The organism is Pseudomonas sp. SWRI92 (genome assembly GCF_014268685.1).
In the GTDB taxonomy this organism is placed as follows: domain Bacteria; phylum Pseudomonadota; class Gammaproteobacteria; order Pseudomonadales; family Pseudomonadaceae; genus Aquipseudomonas; species Aquipseudomonas marvdashtae.
Genome location: NZ_JABWQY010000001.1, coordinates 400,826 through 416,491 on the forward strand (window position 1 = coordinate 400,826; position 15,666 = coordinate 416,491).

16 protein-coding genes are annotated in these 15,666 nt (G+C 62.5%); 6 read left to right on the forward strand and 10 right to left on the reverse strand.

Annotation, left to right across the window (positions count from 1 at the left end):
* Window positions 1–20: 20 nt before the first annotated feature.
* From HU762_RS01495 to HU762_RS01510, 4 genes are read right to left on the reverse strand one after another with little or no spacing between them, the layout of a single operon-like run.
* Complete coding sequence (locus tag HU762_RS01495) at window positions 21–1,388, reverse strand: 4Fe-4S binding protein (RefSeq protein ID WP_186631912.1); 1,368 nt, start codon at window positions 1,386–1,388, stop codon at window positions 21–23.
* Window positions 1,376–2,230: an FTR1 family protein gene (locus HU762_RS01500; protein ID WP_186631915.1), complete on the reverse strand. Its 855-nt coding sequence runs from the start codon at window positions 2,228–2,230 to the stop codon at window positions 1,376–1,378. The genes HU762_RS01495 and HU762_RS01500 overlap by 13 nt, the downstream gene beginning before the upstream one ends.
* Window positions 2,231–2,249: 19 nt before the next feature.
* Window positions 2,250–2,579: a cupredoxin domain-containing protein gene (locus tag HU762_RS01505; RefSeq protein ID WP_186631918.1), complete on the reverse strand. Its 330-nt coding sequence runs from the start codon at window positions 2,577–2,579 to the stop codon at window positions 2,250–2,252.
* 2 nt (window positions 2,580–2,581) lie between these two features.
* Window positions 2,582–3,112 carry an iron transporter gene (locus HU762_RS01510; RefSeq protein ID WP_186631921.1) on the reverse strand — a complete coding sequence of 177 codons (531 nt, stop codon included), beginning with the start codon at window positions 3,110–3,112 and terminating at the stop codon, window positions 2,582–2,584.
* A gap of 203 nt (window positions 3,113–3,315) precedes the next feature.
* On the opposite strand from HU762_RS01510, the gene HU762_RS01515 reads away from it, so the two are divergent.
* Window positions 3,316–3,543, forward strand: coding sequence for a DUF3079 domain-containing protein (locus HU762_RS01515; protein ID WP_186631924.1), 228 nt, complete (start codon window positions 3,316–3,318; stop codon window positions 3,541–3,543).
* A gap of 157 nt (window positions 3,544–3,700) precedes the next feature.
* On the opposite strand, the gene HU762_RS01520 is transcribed toward HU762_RS01515, so the two are convergent.
* From HU762_RS01520 to HU762_RS01530, 3 genes are all read right to left on the reverse strand, one after another.
* Window positions 3,701–5,440, reverse strand: coding sequence for a dipeptidase (locus tag HU762_RS01520; protein ID WP_186631927.1), 1,740 nt, complete (start codon window positions 5,438–5,440; stop codon window positions 3,701–3,703).
* A gap of 187 nt (window positions 5,441–5,627) precedes the next feature.
* A complete protein-coding gene (locus HU762_RS01525; RefSeq protein ID WP_186631930.1) occupies window positions 5,628–7,631 on the reverse strand; it encodes a U32 family peptidase in 2,004 nt (667 codons plus the stop codon).
* A 119-nt stretch (window positions 7,632–7,750) separates the two neighbouring features.
* Window positions 7,751–9,319: a sensor domain-containing diguanylate cyclase gene (locus HU762_RS01530; protein WP_186631933.1), complete on the reverse strand. Its 1,569-nt coding sequence runs from the start codon at window positions 9,317–9,319 to the stop codon at window positions 7,751–7,753.
* A gap of 126 nt (window positions 9,320–9,445) precedes the next feature.
* On the opposite strand from HU762_RS01530, the gene HU762_RS01535 reads away from it, so the two are divergent.
* Window positions 9,446–9,904: a metallophosphoesterase family protein gene (locus HU762_RS01535; protein ID WP_186631936.1), complete on the forward strand. Its 459-nt coding sequence runs from the start codon at window positions 9,446–9,448 to the stop codon at window positions 9,902–9,904.
* Window positions 9,905–9,913: 9 nt separating this feature from the next.
* On the opposite strand, the gene HU762_RS01540 is transcribed toward HU762_RS01535, so the two are convergent.
* Genes HU762_RS01540 through HU762_RS01550 form a run of 3 tightly spaced genes read right to left on the reverse strand, consistent with a single transcriptional unit; the run spans window position 9,914 to window position 12,969 of the window.
* Window positions 9,914–10,816 (reverse strand): sugar phosphate isomerase/epimerase, encoded by a 903-nt coding sequence (locus HU762_RS01540; RefSeq protein ID WP_186631939.1) that lies wholly within the window; start codon window positions 10,814–10,816, stop codon window positions 9,914–9,916.
* Window positions 10,817–10,855: 39 nt separating this feature from the next.
* Window positions 10,856–12,025 (reverse strand): Gfo/Idh/MocA family oxidoreductase, encoded by a 1,170-nt coding sequence (locus HU762_RS01545; RefSeq protein WP_186631942.1) that lies wholly within the window; start codon window positions 12,023–12,025, stop codon window positions 10,856–10,858.
* A 20-nt stretch (window positions 12,026–12,045) separates the two neighbouring features.
* Complete coding sequence (locus HU762_RS01550) at window positions 12,046–12,969, reverse strand: TIM barrel protein (RefSeq protein WP_186631945.1); 924 nt, start codon at window positions 12,967–12,969, stop codon at window positions 12,046–12,048.
* A gap of 126 nt (window positions 12,970–13,095) precedes the next feature.
* Here HU762_RS01550 and HU762_RS01555 point away from each other — a divergent pair, with 126 nt between their 5' ends.
* The 4 genes from HU762_RS01555 to HU762_RS01570 all read left to right on the forward strand — a co-directional run bounded on the left by HU762_RS01555 (window position 13,096) and on the right by HU762_RS01570 (window position 15,652).
* Entirely contained in the window at window positions 13,096–14,151 is a 1,056-nt protein-coding gene (locus tag HU762_RS01555; protein ID WP_186631947.1) for a LacI family DNA-binding transcriptional regulator, read from the forward strand.
* 96 nt (window positions 14,152–14,247) lie between these two features.
* A complete protein-coding gene (locus tag HU762_RS01560) occupies window positions 14,248–14,814 on the forward strand; it encodes a chalcone isomerase family protein (RefSeq protein ID WP_186631950.1) in 567 nt (188 codons plus the stop codon).
* Entirely contained in the window at window positions 14,811–15,350 is a 540-nt protein-coding gene (locus HU762_RS01565; protein ID WP_186631953.1) for a DUF3833 domain-containing protein, read from the forward strand. The genes HU762_RS01560 and HU762_RS01565 overlap by 4 nt, the downstream gene beginning before the upstream one ends.
* On the forward strand, window positions 15,347–15,652 hold the full coding sequence (locus HU762_RS01570) for a DUF6482 family protein (RefSeq protein WP_186631956.1): 306 nt from the start codon (window positions 15,347–15,349) through the stop codon (window positions 15,650–15,652). Before HU762_RS01565 ends, HU762_RS01570 begins: the two co-directional genes overlap by 4 nt.
* The last annotated feature ends 14 nt before the right edge of the window (window positions 15,653–15,666 follow it).

Genomic DNA, 15,666 nt, shown 5'->3' on the forward strand with positions numbered 1-15,666 from the left:
GAAAGCCTGGAGGTCCGGGCTTACCACCCCCAGAACTGCAACCACCAGCCATACCCGACCAAACCGCTGGCCAGGGCCATGCAGGCCATCGCAAGCAGCCGCCGAATCGGCGCCGCGCCTTCACGGCCGAGCATTCTCCAGCCCAGCAGCATGCTCCAGCCGATGGCCATCACCAGCAGGATCGCCCGGGCCGGCTGCACCCATTCCAATAACAATCCTTCATAGCGCAGCAGCTTGACCGTGGTGGCCGATAAACCCAGGAACAACCCTGCACCGCCGAGGGGCACGAGAGTGATGGCTAAGGGCCGATATCGTGCAGGCGCACCTGCCAGTCTTGCGGCCAGGCGCACGATGAGCATCAGCGATGTGCCTAACAGCAAAGCGCTGGACCCAAGATAGACAACGATGCAAAACCCATCCAGCCAACTGAAGCTGTCATTGAGTTGCGGATAGTGAGTGAGCAGCCACCACGGGGCGTTATCCTCCAAGGGCCAGGTCACATCATGCACCACCAAGTAGTGGGCCAGTGCCTGTTTCAGGGCGATGAACCAGGGGCTGACGGTCCACTGGAAGGCGCCCATTGCCAACCCGATCACCCCAAAGAGCAACAAGCGAACGTCCCAAGGCGAGACCGTCGTCGGCGTGGATTCAAGGATTTCCTGATTGCTGGAGCGGGCGATCAGGCGCACCGCGTCGCGCTGACCGCTGCAACGGCCACAGGCGTGGCAATCGGCAGCGCCGCGCAGGCGACGGATGTCGAGCAAGGGCGCGCAATTGGGCGGTGGGCGACGTGGCCCGGAGTTTTCCAGCCAGCGTTGCTCGTCGACTCGAAAGTGCACGGGGGCGAGGCGGGCGAGCAGGGCGAAGACGCCGCTGACCGGGCACAGGTAGCGGCACCAGACCCGCTTGCCCCGGGCGAACAGCAACCCGACGGCGACGGCCGCGACGGTCGATCCACCAAGGATCAGCAGCGCGGCCTGGGCGTAATCGTAGACGCTGATCAGTTGGCCGTAGAGCGTGGTCAGGCAGAACGCCAGGGTCGGCCAGCCGGCCCAACGCAACCCGCGCGGCACGCCCAGGCCACGGCCGTACTGACTGGCCCATTCGCTCAAGGCGCCCTCCGGGCAAAGTACGCCACACCAGAGCCGGCCGAACAACACGATCGAGAGCAAGACGAAGGGCCACCAGAGCCCCCAGAACAGAAACTGGGCGAACAGCGTCAAGTTGTTCAACAGGCGTGCCTGGCTGTCCGGCAACGGCAACATGGCCGGTATCACCAACAGCACCGCATAGAACGACACCACCGCCCATTGCACGGCGCGGATGGTCGTGCCATGGCGCCGCAGGCCGTCGCCCAGGCGCTGGAGCCAGGGATTCAGCTCGGGCATGGCAGCTTTTCCGCTTTGGCTGGTCGCAACCAGCCAGCGACCGCCCACCAGTAGCCGAGCCACGCCAGCAGTATCAGCAGGCTTGGGCTGGCTCGGTAACCGGTGAAGTCGGCGATGAAACCGCCGAGCCCGTGACCGTCATCCAGTATTACGCTGCTGTCCCACAGCGCATCGCCGATGCCGCGATACACCGCCTCGGGCCAATCCATTGCCAGCAACTGGCCGGCGATCCGCTCGACGCCACTGACCAGCAGCGCCGCGCCCAAGAGCAGCAGGATCGCTTCGCTGATGGCAAAAAAACGGGTCCACGAGATGAATCGGCGACTGCCGTGCAGCAAGGAAACGGTAAGCAGCGAGAGCACCAACCCGGCTATTGCGCCGACGGCGAACAAACCCAGTGACGGTCCTTGCAGACGGGCCCCGGCGCCATACAGGAACACCACGGTTTCGCTGCCCTCACGGCTGACCGCCAATAACGCCAGCACCAGCAATCCCATGCCGCCCTGACGCCCCAGGCGCTGGTCGGCACGGCGCGTCAGGTCATGCCTGAGGGTGCCGGCGTTGCGATGCATCCAGCCGACCATCTGCACGATCAGCAGGCTGGCGAGCAACGCCAATGAAGCCTGGAACCATTCGTTGGCAGCGCCGCTCATGGCTTCGCCGGCGATCAGGATCAGTCCGGCCAGCACGCCCGAGAGCAGCAAGCCCAGGGCCGCGCCACTCCACACGTAACGGCGCAGCCGTTCGGCCTGTTGCTGGCGGCTCACCCAAGCCTGGAGAATGCCGATCACCAATAGCGCCTCGACGCTTTCGCGCCAGACGATGAACATCGATTGCGTCATGCAAACGCCTCCTGGACGATTACCGGGCGAGAATGCCGCCCTCGGGCAGTTGCGGATTGAATTCATCGAAGAATGGGTACTGGCCGGGGCGCAACGGGTGGATCACCACGAACGTGGTCACTCCGGGAGACAGGACCTTTTCGACGCGCAGGGGCGTGCTTTCAAATTCCGCCGGGCCTTGGCCGACGTTCTTCAGCACGATCTTGAAGCGCTGGCCAGCCGGGACCTCCAGCAGCGGCGGAGTGAAATGCCCATCGCGCATACTCAGCTCGTAGGTAAGCAATTCAGCCCGGGCGATTGATGGCAGTAGCAGGCCGGTCAACATCAGCCAGAAAAATCGGCGGCTCATCTTCAGTACCCGCCTTTTTTCCCGATCCCTGCGTAGACAAATTCGTAATGCAATTCACAGCGCTCGAACCACGGTGCTACGCCGGTTTCCTTGTCGGTATGGCGACCGAGAGACGCGTGGCCACCCGGCGGCAGAACAGTGAAAGTCAATTGGTATTTGCCCGGGCCAAGCAGCTTGACGTTGTCGCCGTAGTGCGGCCCGTCATTGGCGACCATGGCATGGAAATCGCCTTTGAGCTGGGTGTCGTCGCCTTGTTTTTTCAGCTGGAACGATACGTTGAGATAAGGCACGAAACTGCCTTCCTGGAAGCCCTGCCGGTTATCCGCCGTGGCGCGGATGTCAGCTTCCAGGTGCACGTCGGAATCGGCGGTCGCGCGCATCATGCCGGCGGGCGCCATTTCGATCGGTTGCAGATACACCGCGCCGACTTCAAGCCCAGGGCACAGTTGCGGTTCGCCGATCGGATACTCCTTGGCCTGGGCCAGCGGAGCGAGAAAGAGCAGGGCGAGAGGCAGGGGAAAAAGCGCGCGCATGATGACTTCCTGGTTGGCTATTTGATGGCGCCGAGTCTAGGAAGCTTCGCTGCGAATAATAATGATTCTTGTCAATTTTCAGTGCGAATATTTGGGCGGTCCGTACGGCTGGTGTCGGCGGCGCTGTTCTTGATCGGAATCAAGGGGCATCGCGCACAGACACGCTAGGGTGGGGATACACCCATTTGGTCAGCGGGGTCGTCATGGCAAAGCCCTTTCCCATCAGCCCGAAACATCCCGAGCGCATCTGCTGGGGCTGCGACCGCTATTGTGCAGCGACCGCGTTGGCCTGCGGCAACGGCGCCGACCGCACCATGCACCCGGCCGAGATGATCGGCGAAGATTGGTACCTGCATGGGGATTGGGGGGTGGAGCTGGTCGACATTACGGCCAAGCTTATCGATCCAAGTGCAACTCAGCTGAAGGAATAAGGCCACATATCGATCGTTCCCACGCTCCTGCGTGGGAATGTCGCCAGGGACGCTCCGCGTTCCGCTTCTGGGAGGTGACGCAGAGCGTCACGGGATGCATTCCCACGCGGAGCGTGGGAACGATCCAACTTCAAACAGCTTTGCTGGGCAGGAATATCTAGAGCTTCGGCAACTGCCCGATCCGTCCCATCATCTCGGTCACGATCTGCAAATCCAGCAGGAACTGCTCGACCGTCTTGAACTCGTTGTCGTTGTGGCCGGTGTACTTGAGGTTGGGCATGGCCAGGCCGAACTGCACGCCGTTGGGCAAGTCATGGACCGACGTGGCGCCGGCCGAGGTGCCGAACGTGTGTTCCATGCCGAGATTCTCGGTGGCGACGGCCAGCAGCGCCTTGACCCATTCACCTTCGGGGTTGCGGTACATCGGTTCGTCGATGGAAAAATCGAAAGCAACCGCAACCTTGGATTTACGGGTCCAGGCGGCCAGCTTGTCGGTGATTTCAGTCTTCAGCACCTCGGTCGGCTTGCCGACGGGAACCCGCAGGTTGACCGCCAGCTTGAAGACTTTTTCATCCATGCCGACGTAAGTCAGCGACGCGGTCAGCGGGCCCATGAACGCGTCGGAAAAGCCAATGCCCAGGTTCTTGCCCAGGTAATCCAGGCCCCAGTTGTCGGCGGCATAGCGGGCGGCGTCGGTGATGTGGTTGTGCTTGAGCGCGACCTTGCCGTCGAGGCCGTGGATGAAATCCAGCATCCGGGCGACCGGGTTGACGCCTGATTCGGGTTCGGAGGAATGGGCGGAAACGCCGGTGAAGGTCAGCTTGACCGCGTTGTCGACGACCGCGCTGGTCACTTCGAAGTTGCTGCCGTTGGCCTTGGCATAGTCGGTGCCGGCCTTGAGCAGGCTGGCGGCCAGCTCGGCAGGCTTGTCGGCAACGAACGTGGCGACCGAGGTGGAGGGAATCTGGTTGGTCGCCATGCCGCCGGTCAGCGCAGTGACTTGCGCACCCTTGCCTTGGGCCGCGCGCCGGGGAAAGTTGGCCATGACCGTGCCGTAGCCTTTCTCGGCGATCACGACGGGGTAGCTGCCGTCCAGCGCCAGGTTGTAGTTAGGCGTCGGATTGCGTTCGAAATAATAGGGGATGGCGTCGCCGGTGGTTTCCTCGGTCGTGTCGACCAACAGCTTGAAGTCTCTCGCCAACGGCAGTTTTTCTTCCTTGATGATCTTCATGGCATACAGCGCCACGACGATGGCGTTCTTGTCATCCTCGGTGCCGCGGCCATACATCCGGTCGCCAATCAGGGTGACCTTGAATGGATCGAGCTTGGTGCCGTCCTTGAGCACCCAGTTCTCCGGCGTGACTGGCACTACATCGGCGTGAGCGTGAATACCCACGACTTCGTCGCCGCTGCCGTCGAGGGAAATCTCATAGACACGGTTGTCGACGTTACGGAAGTTCAGGTTGAAGCCTTCCGCCAGGTTTTTGATCTTGTCGGCGATTTTCAGGAATTCAGGGTTTTCATGCTGGGCCACCCCGTCCTTGCGATACGTCGGGATTTCAACCAGCTCGCGCAAGGTCTCGGTCGCGGCTTTGCCGTATTTCACCCGGGCATAAATCCCCAACAGTCGATGGATTTCGTTCTGCTGTTCTGCCGACAAGGTTTTGTTGCCCTGGAAGGCGCTGATGGCCGGGCCGAGGTTGGCGCTCTTGGCCAGGTCGCTCTTGGCAACGCTGGCCAGGAACTGCCGGAAATCGCTGACCGATGTATCGGCGAACGTCTTGACGAGGGTCGCGCTCTGTTGCGCGGTGATGTTGGCGTTGGCCGGCATCGAAAATGCCGAGAGGCTGGACAGGACAAGGGTGGCTATAGCAAGACGCTTGAACGGAAAGTTCATGGTGAGAGGCATTCCTTTGCAGGGAAAAAAGTGACGGTATGAAACAATCACTTACAACCTAGCATCATGAACGCGCGGTGGGGGAGCCCTTTGACAGAATCTGTCGCCGGTAAAAGCAAAAACGGCGCAGAAATGAAACTCCCCAGAACGCCATCCCCAATGGGACGACGTTCATGGGGCGCCGGGCTCAATGCGTTCCGCGAGGAATCGTCTTGAGCAGGTCTTCCGCGCTGATGTAGCCGACCACCGGCTGCGCTGTACTGCCGGGCAGCGGCAGGTCAAGAATATGCCCCTTGATCTTGCCGACCACGTGCATCTCGCAGGGCTTGCAGTCGAATTTCAGCGTCAGCACTTCATCCCCATGAATCAACTGCATCGGTGCGACTTTGGTGCGCACGCCGGTGACGCCCTTGGCCTGTTTGGGGCAGAGGTTGAACGAGAAACGCAGGCAATGCTTGGTGATCATCACCGGCACCTCGCCGGTTTCCTCGTGGGCCTCGAACGCAGCGTCAATCAGCTTGACCCCGTGGCGGTGGTAGAAGTCGCGGGCCTTCTGGTTGTAGACGTTGGCCAGGAACGACAGGTGCGACTCCGGGTACACCGGCGGCGGGGTGGTTTCTGCCTTGCGCCCGCCCCGCGGATGGGCCTCGACGCGGGCGGCGGTCAGGGCTTCGATGACCTCGCGACGCAACGCCTTGAGCTGGGAGTTGGGGATGAAGTACGCCTGGGGCGCATCCAGCTTGATCGACGTGGCGTGGTATTCGGTGGTGCCCAGTTGGCCAAGCAGGTCTTGCAGTTGCTCCAGGGCCTGCTCCGGTTTATTCGCCAGGCCGAAGGGACCGTCGAGGGCAACGCTGGCGCTGATGCCTTCTTCGCTGGTGGCGGTCAGCTCCAGACGCTCCTCGCGCAGCCGAGCGACCCAGGCCAGGCCTACACGGCGCTCGGCGGAAGTCTTGAGCAGCGCCTGCTGCCAGTTGTGATCCAGGTTGCGATTGAGCGGATGGTTGGGGCGCAACTGATACATGCCGGCCGGCATTTCGTTGGGCTCGACGCGGTAGCGGTAGCGCTGCTTGCCGTCCTCATCGAGAAATTCGCCCTTGGGCTCGGCGATGTTGGCGCGGAAACCGACGACTTCGCGCTTGACCAGCACGTTGAGACCATCGCCGTTGGACAGCGGATCAAAGGTCACCACCTGCAAGTCGCGCTTGCCGACTTTCTCCACCACGCCCACCGGTACGCCGGTGAAGGTCGGCGAATCGAAGGCGCCGATGTCGATCTTGCGTTCACTGACGAAGTAATCGGTGCTGCCACGGTGGAAGGTCTTGTCCGGGTCCGGCACGAAGAAGTGCGCGGTGCGGCCGCTCGAGGCGCGGGCCAGGTCCGGGCGGTCTTCGAGCACGTCGTCCAGGCGCTGGCGATAGTAGGCAGTGATGTTCTTCACATAGCCCATGTCCTTGTAGCGTCCTTCGATCTTGAAGGAACGTACGCCGGCCTCGACCAGGGCGCGGATGTTGGCGCTCTGGTTGTTGTCCTTCATCGACAGCAGGTGTTTTTCGTAGGCAACGACCCGGCCCTGGTCATCCTTGAGGGTGTACGGCAGGCGACAAGCCTGGGAGCAATCGCCACGGTTGGCGCTGCGCCCGTTTTGCGCGTGGGAGATGTTGCACTGGCCGGAGAACGCCACGCACAACGCACCGTGGATGAAGAATTCGATGGCCGCGTCGGTCTCGTCGGCGATGGCGCGGATTTCCTGCAGGTTCAGCTCGCGAGCCAAGACCAACTGGGAGAAGCCGGCCTGGTCGAGGAATTTCGCCCGGGCCAGGGTGCGAATGTCGGTCTGGGTGCTGGCGTGCAGTTCGATGGGCGGGATGTCCAGTTCCATTACCCCGAGGTCCTGGACGATCAACGCATCGACGCCAGCGTCGTACAACTGGTGGATCAGCTGGCGGGCCGGCTCCAGCTCGTTGTCGTGCAGGATCGTGTTGATCGTGGTGAACACCCGGGCGTGGTAACGATGGGCGAATTCCACCAGCCCGGCGATATCGCTCACCTCGTTGCAGGCGTTGTGACGCGCGCCGAAACTCGGGCCACCGATGTACACGGCATCGGCGCCATGCAGGATGGCCTCGCGGGCGATGGTCACGTCGCGGGCGGGGCTGAGCAATTCCAGATGATGTTTAGGCAAGGACATGTTTTTTTATTCAGGCTGGTCACGGTCGAAGCGCGCATTGTAGCTGCGTGGCGGCCGGTCGGCACCTGCGCAAGCCCACGCAGGGCGTAATCAACCGATATGCGGTCAATCCGATCGCATCAGCCTTGCGATGCGTCGGCACTGCACCAACGATTGCGCCCGGTGTTCTTCGCCAGGTACAAAAACGCGTCCGCGGCCTTGATCAACATGGCGGGCGTCGCGTCCTCGCTGTTCGGCTGACAGGTGGTGATGCCGGCGCTGATGGTCACGATTCCCAAGGGATGGTCGCCGTGTTCGATGTTCAAGGCCCTGACGGCTTCGAGGATCTTCTGCGCGACCTTGGCGGCACCGGCGCTGTCGGTGTTGGGCAGCAACACAGTGAACTCTTCGCCGCCATAGCGGACCGCGAGGTCGCCCGGTCTCTTGATGGTCTGCCCGATCGCGCCAGCGATCGCCCGCAGGCAATCGTCGCCGGCGGCGTGGCCGTATCTGTCGTTGAAGCGCTTGAAGTAATCGACATCCAGCATGATCAGCGCCAGGGAAGAACCCTGGCGCTTTGCCAGGCGCAGCTCATCGGCCAGGGCGATGTCCAGCCGCCGACGATTGCCAAGGCCGGTCAGGCTGTCGGTCAGCGCCATGTCCCGCATGGCCTGGTGGGCGCTGCGGATCTGCTTTTCCATGGTCATGCGGTAGCGCAACTGGCTTAGCACGATAAGGCCGAAACCCACGAGTATCGCGATGAGGAAAACCAGCACCAGGCTGGTCTTGAGCAAGTCGCGGCGCCAGGGTGCGATGATCGACTCACGGGACAAGCCGGCTTCCACCACCAGCGGATAAGTGGTCAGGGCTCGAAAACCATAGAGGCGTTCGGTGTCGTCGACGACGGCCCTGGCTTCGGCAACGCCCTGGTTGGATGTGGGCAAATGCTCCCGGAAGATCACGCTGTTGACCAGGCTCTTGCCGATCACCGAAGCGACGAAGGGGCGGCGCACCAGGATCGTTCCGCTGCGCATGGCCAGGACCAGCGCGCCTTTATCGTCGATCTTGAAATCGCCGTAATAGTCGACGAAATAGCTGACCTTGACCGTCCCGAGCATCACCCCGGCAAAGGAGCCGTCGGGATTGTTCAGGCGCCGTGAGACAGGAATGATCAAATCTTCGGTGGACCGACTCTTGATCACTTCGCCGATGCGTACGCTTCGGTCCTCGTGGCTGCGGTGATATTGGAAATAGTCGCGGTCGGCGTTATTCGCCATTTCTGGAATGACTTTTTTGTCGGTCGCCAGCCACTGGCCGTCCGGGCCATAGATGAACAAGCCGTGCAGTTGCGGCATGATCGCGGCCTGTTGCGCCAGCAGCTTATGGATGCGCGGGATGTTCATGTTCCGCAGCCCGTCGCCTTCCACGCGTTCGGCGAGGGCCGCGGTGACCACGTCGACCTGGCGGATGGCGTCCTCGGCGTGTTGCGCCGTTGCCCTGGCCAGGTTCGTCACCGAGTCGCGGGCCGACGCAAAGGCTGCGCGGTAATCGCGCCAGGTGCGCCAGCCTTCGACTGCCAGGAAGGCGATGACAACCACGAGCATGAAACTCACGGTCAGCCGAAATGCAGCGCCGGCCCGCACAGTTTGCTGGGAAAACGCTTCATCGGGGCTTTCGATCTTGGGCTCTGGCTGTTTGCGTCCGAGCATTGACATATCCTTTCCACGACAGGTTCGCGCATTCGAAGCGCAGCCTATCCTATTCGATTTCAGTACGTTAGCTAACTGCGACGAGGCACCTACAATCGACGACACACGCGTATGGAGGAAGGTTTCATGAAAGTTGGCGTTATTTCCGACACCCACGGTTTGCTGCGCCCCGAGGCGCTGGTGGCGCTGCAAGGTTGCGAGCAGATTATTCATGCCGGTGATATTGGCAGTCCTGGCATCCTGGAGACACTGGCGTCCATCGGCGAACTGCACGTGGTGCGGGGAAACAACGACCTGGACGCCGATTGGGCGGCGGGCATCGCTGATTGCCTTCAGTTCGACCTGGCGGGATGGCAAGTGCTGCTGGTCCATGACATGGCCGATGTGCCCAGCGCCCTCGACCCGCAAGTAAAGCTGGTGATCACCGGCCATTCTCACAAACCGCTGATCGACTGGCGCGGGGAACGGCTTTACTTGAACCCCGGCAGCGCCGGCCGGCGACGCTTCAAACTGCCGGTAACACTGGCGCTGCTCGAGGTCAGCGAGCGGGGAGTCGAGCCGCGGATCGTTCCGCTGCTGCCGTGACGATGGCGGTTACCGGAAGTATTTGTCGACGTAAGCCTGGATTTCCTGGCGCATGAACCGCCCCGACTCATCCGCCCGTTCTTCCCAGCCGAACACGCAGGCGGTGACGATGCCGTCGAACCCGGTCTTGGCCAACTCGCCGAAGAATACATCCCAGTCGATTTCGCCTTGATGCATGTCCATGTGCTGGTGCACGGTCACTTTCGCCCCCGGCGGATTGACGATGTAGCGCAGGCCGGACGAGGCCTTGTGGTTGTAGGTGTCGGCGATGTGCACATGGGCGATCATCGACCCTGCGTCGGCGATCATGGCTTTCATGTCGTCGCCAAAGTAGAAGGTGTGGGGCGTGCAATAGAGGAACTTGACGTTGTCCGAACCGAGGGTCTTGAGCATGTCCAGGGCCGGGTGCAACGTCTCGCACCAGTCTTCCGGATGAGGCTCGACGTTCAACATGACGCCTTCGGATTCGAAGATCGGCACCAGTTCTTCCATGCTCCGCCACCAGGCGGCTTCGCTGGACTCATGGCTGTGCAGGCCCCCGCAGCAACTGACCTTGTGCCCGCGATCAGGCGACGGCCCGCGACCGAACTCCGAGTTCATGGTCGTGCAGCCCATCTCCACGGCGACCTGGATCGCTTCCTTCCAATAATTCACCGCCGCCCGACGTTCGTCCTCGTGGGGGCTGGCCCAGCGGTACATCGGCAGCAGCGAAGCCAGTTGCAGGTTGTGGTCACGCAGGGCTTTCTTGAATTCGGCGATGCGCGCCTTGTGAGCGCGCGGGCGAACCCACCACGGCAAAAAATCTTCCCGTGGCGACAACTCCAGGTATTCGTAGCCGAGCTCGGCGGTCTTGCGGCACAGGTCCGGCAGGCTCAGGTGGCGGTGCATGTAGGGATCAAGGGCGATTTTCATTGTTGTTCTCCATGGGGCGATATTCATTGCTGTGGGAGGTCAGTAGGCGACCCAGGCTGAATCCTGGTTGGCCGATTCAACGCAGCGCTCGACCCAGCGCACGCCTTCCACGCCAGCATCGATATCCGGAAAGCGCAGGGCGGCCAGGGCCTCGCTGTCGCCGCGGTCGGCGGCGTCCATGGCCAGGGCGAAGCGGCGATAAAGGTTGGACCAGGCTTCGAACAAGCCTTCGGGATGACCGCCGCCGATGCGGTCGTCCACCAAGGCCCCGGCGTGCAGGTAACCCATGCCGCGTTCCAGAGTTTGCGCCGGTTGGCCCTGGACCTCGAAAGTGAGTTGGTTGGGGCGCTCGTCCCACCATTCCAGGCTGGCCCGCGAGCCGATCACGCGGATTTTCTGGCCGTGCATGGAGCCGGCATTCACCGCGCTCGACCAGACCATGCCCATGGCGCCGCCTTCGTATTCCATCAGCGTGTAGGCGTTGTCCTCGAGCGGGGCGCGGCTGGCGATGAAGCTTTGGCGGCTGCACATCAAGCGCTTGATCTTGAGGTCGGGCAGCATCACTTCGCACAGGTACAACGGATGGGTGCCGACGTCCCCGAGCACGTAACTCGGCCCGGCCTGGCGCGGGTCGACGCGCCACTGGGTCGCCGGGTTCTGCGACTCGACCGGTGCGCTGTGGAAGCCATGGGCGAACTGCATGTGCACCATGCGAATCTCCCCCAGCTCCTGGGCGGCAATCATCGACCGGGCCTGCTCGATCAACTGATGCCCGGCGTAGCCATAGGTGAGGCCGACGATGCGTCCCCTGGATTTGGCCAACGTGCGCAAGGTTTCGGCTTCCTCCAGGGTGAAGCACAGCGGTTTCTCGCAAACCACATGCAAACCGGCCTCCAGGGCGGCGCGGGTGATGGCGTAGTGCGTGCCGTTGGGCGTGGCGATCGACACCGCCTGGATGCCGTCGGGCCGTTGCGCTTCCAGCTCGAACAGGCTGAGGTAGTCCGCGTAGCAGCGCGACGGGTCGATGCCCAGTTGTTCGCCAAAGGCCCGGCCCCGATCCGGGTCGATGTCCAGCGCGGCGGCGACCAGCTCGAAGTTGCGGTCGCGCAGGGCGGCCGAGCGGTGGATGTAGCCGATCTGGCTGTGCTCGCCGCCGCCGACCATGGCCCAGCGGATAGGGTGTGCGAGCGATTTACTGCCGTTGATCATGGGAAAAGTCCTTATGCGGGTCAGAAACCGATGCGGGCGAGGTAGGCGCGACTGGCCGCCACGTCGTCCAGGCTGGCCCCGGCGTTGCGCGGGTCACGTTCCTGTTCGACGGTGATGCAGCCTTGATAACCGAGTTCGTGCACGAGACGGTGCAGCGCCGGGTAATCGATGACCCCACGCCCGATGGGACACATCACGCCCCGGCCGCACGCCGCGAAGAAACGGATGCGCTCGTTCAGCACCTGGTCGAAAACCACCGGGTCGATGTCCTTGAAGTGCAGGTAGTCCAGGCGATGGGCGTAGGTGCGCAGCGACGCGACCGGGTCCATGCCGGCGTAATAGAGATGCCCGGTGTCAAGGCACAACCCGGCGACTTCGTATGGGATGTCGTCGACCAGGCGCGCCAGCTCATCGGCGAATTCGATATAGCCGCCAGCGTGGGGATGGATGACGGCGCGGATGCCGTAGGCGTGCCAGGCGATGTCGGCGATGGCGCGGATGTGCGCGATCATTGCGTTCCAGCGGGCATCGTCCAGGCGTGGCGCGCGGTCCGAGTGGCCAGCGGCGTAGTCGCGCTCCTCGTGGCCCCAGTCGATGATCACCAGATAGGGCCCGGCAAAGCGCTGGCCGGCTTGCTGTTCCATGGGCGGCAATTGTGTGAGCAAGCCGCAGATCGCATGGGTCTGGCGCAGCAGCTCGGCCAGGTTGGCCGGGCTCACCAGGTCGTCGAAAATCGTCCCGGCGACGACCTGCAAGGCGTTGTCCGACAAGGCCGGGTCGAGGACCCCGGCGTCCAGCGGCAAGTACCCGTAAGGCCCCAGCTCGATGCCGCGATAGCCGGCTTCGGCAGCTTCGGCGAGCACGTGCTGCCAGGGTGGCAGGAAAGGGTTCGCGACGTCATCGACGCCCCAGCAGCAGGGCGCGGTACAAATGTGGATCGCCATGGAAGCACTCCGGCTGTGTTGTTGTTATGGCCTGGCTCGATGCTATTGCGTCGGCGCGGAACGGGCCATGGACTAATGGCTTAATGTGTCAAAACCCCTCATGATGCCCGGAGGAGGTGTCAAGACATGTCAGAACAGTCGCGCCGAAAACTTCGTCCCACCATGGCCGACGTCGCCCGGGAAGCGGGCGTCAGCCTGTCGACGGTCGACCGCGTGCTCAACCTGCGCGCGGACGTGCGAGCCGACACGGCTCAGCGGATCGCCGCAGCGGCGGGGCGGTTGGGTTTCCATGCCAAGGGCGTGATTGAACAGCGGGTGCTCAACGACCGTCCCACTTTGCGGCTGGGCTTCCTGCTGCAGAAAAGTGGCGTGCCGTTCTACCAGGGCCTCGCCCACGCCTTGGCAAACGCCGCCGCCACTTGCACGCGGGCACGGATTCGCGTGGTCATCGGTTATTTGGACGACCTCGACCCCGCCAACGTGGCGCAACGCATCCTTGCCCTGCGGGATCAGGTCGATGGCCTGGGCGTGGTGGCAGTCGATCATCCCCGGGTCCGCGAGGCGGTCGCGCAGTTGCGCGCGACCGGTGTTTCGGTGGTGGCGCTGCTGTCGGAATTGTCCAGCGCTGCCGGCACCGGTTACGCCGGCCTCGACAATCGCCTCACGGGACGTACCGCGGGTTGGTTCATCAGTCGCCTCGCCCAGCAGCCCGGGCCTGCGGTGGTCATGCTCAGCAGCCAGCGCTTCCAATGCCAGGAACTCTGTGAACTGAGCTTTCGCAGCTACCTGGCGGAGCATTCGAGCGAGTGGGAACTGCTCGCCTCGCGACTGACCCTGGAAGATGATGAGTTCGCCTATGGCAATACCCTCGACCTGCTTACGGCAGAGCCCGACCTGGCGGGGCTGTACGTGGCGGGTGGCGGCATCGCCGGGGTGCTGAAGGCCTTGAGCAGCCTCAAGGAAAAACAGCTGCGCCTGCCCGTCGTGGTGTGCCACGACCTGACTCCGTTGACGCGTGACGCGTTGAAGAGCGGATTGGTCCAGGCGGTGCTGTCCCATCCGATCGTGAACCTGGCCGAGCAGGCCGTCGATGCCTTGGTCGAGGCTGCGATTGCCTCGCCGCCGGGACCTGTGGCGCGGCGAGTGGTGGCGCTTCAGATTGATGTCTCGGAAAGTGTCTAGGGGCGACTGGATCCGTAGAATTTTCCTGAAAAAGCTGTACAAAATAGAATCTCTGTACAATTATCGGGTTGCCTTCGGTAATCGGTAATTCGTCCAATGCCCGAATCCCTCGCTGCCCATATCCGCTTGATCGGCGCCCTGATCCTCGCGTTGGTGTTGTACGCCAGCCAGGCCGTTGCGGATTGGCGGGTTGCGTTACCTGGGGCTCACTTGGTGGGTGAGGCAGATTTTCGCTGGTTCGGTTTGGATATCTACCAGGCACGGCTGTGGAGCACCGAGCCCACGCCGAGCCTGGACAGTCCGTTTGCACTTGAATTGAACTACCACCGCAAAATCTCTCGGCAAGCCTTGGTTCAAACCAGTCTCGAAGAAATGCAGCGGGTCGCCGATACCCCTGTTGACGCCGCGCGCCTTGATGCCTGGGCGGCTGAAATGCGCCGTGCCTTCGTTGATGTCAAGCCCGGTACTCAAATTACCGGGGTATACCTCCCTGGCCAGGGCTGTCGCTTCTATGTCGATGGCCGCCTGTCCCACGAAGTCACCGACCCGTTATTTGCCCGACAATTCTTCGCCATCTGGCTCGATCCGCGTACGCGGGAACCGGCGTTGCGGAAGCGATTGCTGGGGCTCGCTGCATCAAGTGAAAGAAGGAGTGCGCCATGACCCGTCTGCTGGTGACGTTGCTGTTGCTGTTAGGCCTGACCAGTTGCGGCAATGTGAATGTCGGTCGTTATGCGGACCAGCAACCGCAGCTCGATCTGGTGCGCTTTTTCAGCCAGCCCGTCAAGGCCTGGGGCATTTATCAGACGCGTTCGGGCGAAGTCATCAAGCGCTTTGAAGTGGATATTTCCAGTCGCCGCGAAGGCGATCGGTTGATTCTCGACGAGCGCTTTCTCTACAGCGACGGCAGTCGGCAGCGCCGGGTCTGGACATTGACGCCGACCGGCCCGGGGCTCTGGAGCGGCCGCGCTGACGACGTGATTGGCGAGGCGCTGGGCGAGGTGGCCGGCAATGCGTTGCGCTGGCGCTATCGATTGAACCTGCCAGTGGATGATTCGACGTACGAGGTGACCTTCGATGACTGGATGTACTTGATGGATGAGGACACGCTGATCAACCGTTCCAGCATGAGTAAGGCCGGCATTGAGCTGGGGCAGGTGACGTTGTTCTTCCGCCGTCAGCCGGTGAGCACGCCATGACCCTGAAAGACCTGGCCGACCTGGCCATCGAGGGACGAATCGTCGGACTGGAACTGCTGTCCCTGGAGGGCGGGATCTACCTGCTGCGGGCGCAACTGGATCGGGGCGTGCGAACGTTGCTTGACGAGTCGGGGCGTACACTCCAAGTGCGTTCCACCACCCACTTGCGCGAGCTGCTGCGTGACGTTCCGAGGTTGCCTTGTGTGCTGGTGCAGCAGGTGGTCCACGACGAGATGTGCGGCCAGCGCGAAGAGCCAATCGAGCCATTGCGCCTGCCGCTGTTCCTGGACGAGCCGTGGTAACGGCCCCGTGCGCC

Bases quoted from the DNA above. Each gene is read 5' to 3' on its own strand.
- HU762_RS01495 (WP_186631912.1), bottom strand. From the start codon at position 1,388: ATGCCCGAGCTGAATCCCTGGCTCCAGCGCCTGGGCGACGGCCTGCGG.
- HU762_RS01500 (WP_186631915.1), bottom strand. From the start codon at position 2,230: ATGACGCAATCGATGTTCATCGTCTGGCGCGAAAGCGTCGAGGCGCTA.
- HU762_RS01505 (WP_186631918.1), bottom strand. From the start codon at position 2,579: ATGAGCCGCCGATTTTTCTGGCTGATGTTGACCGGCCTGCTACTGCCA.
- HU762_RS01510 (WP_186631921.1), bottom strand. From the start codon at position 3,112: ATGCGCGCGCTTTTTCCCCTGCCTCTCGCCCTGCTCTTTCTCGCTCCG.
- HU762_RS01515 (WP_186631924.1), top strand. From the start codon at position 3,316: ATGGCAAAGCCCTTTCCCATCAGCCCGAAACATCCCGAGCGCATCTGC.
- HU762_RS01520 (WP_186631927.1), bottom strand. From the start codon at position 5,440: ATGAACTTTCCGTTCAAGCGTCTTGCTATAGCCACCCTTGTCCTGTCC.
- HU762_RS01525 (WP_186631930.1), bottom strand. From the start codon at position 7,631: ATGTCCTTGCCTAAACATCATCTGGAATTGCTCAGCCCCGCCCGCGAC.
- HU762_RS01530 (WP_186631933.1), bottom strand. From the start codon at position 9,319: ATGCTCGGACGCAAACAGCCAGAGCCCAAGATCGAAAGCCCCGATGAA.
- HU762_RS01535 (WP_186631936.1), top strand. From the start codon at position 9,446: ATGAAAGTTGGCGTTATTTCCGACACCCACGGTTTGCTGCGCCCCGAG.
- HU762_RS01540 (WP_186631939.1), bottom strand. From the start codon at position 10,816: ATGAAAATCGCCCTTGATCCCTACATGCACCGCCACCTGAGCCTGCCG.
- HU762_RS01545 (WP_186631942.1), bottom strand. From the start codon at position 12,025: ATGATCAACGGCAGTAAATCGCTCGCACACCCTATCCGCTGGGCCATG.
- HU762_RS01550 (WP_186631945.1), bottom strand. From the start codon at position 12,969: ATGGCGATCCACATTTGTACCGCGCCCTGCTGCTGGGGCGTCGATGAC.
- HU762_RS01555 (WP_186631947.1), top strand. From the start codon at position 13,096: ATGTCAGAACAGTCGCGCCGAAAACTTCGTCCCACCATGGCCGACGTC.
- HU762_RS01560 (WP_186631950.1), top strand. From the start codon at position 14,248: ATGCCCGAATCCCTCGCTGCCCATATCCGCTTGATCGGCGCCCTGATC.
- HU762_RS01565 (WP_186631953.1), top strand. From the start codon at position 14,811: ATGACCCGTCTGCTGGTGACGTTGCTGTTGCTGTTAGGCCTGACCAGT.
- HU762_RS01570 (WP_186631956.1), top strand. From the start codon at position 15,347: ATGACCCTGAAAGACCTGGCCGACCTGGCCATCGAGGGACGAATCGTC.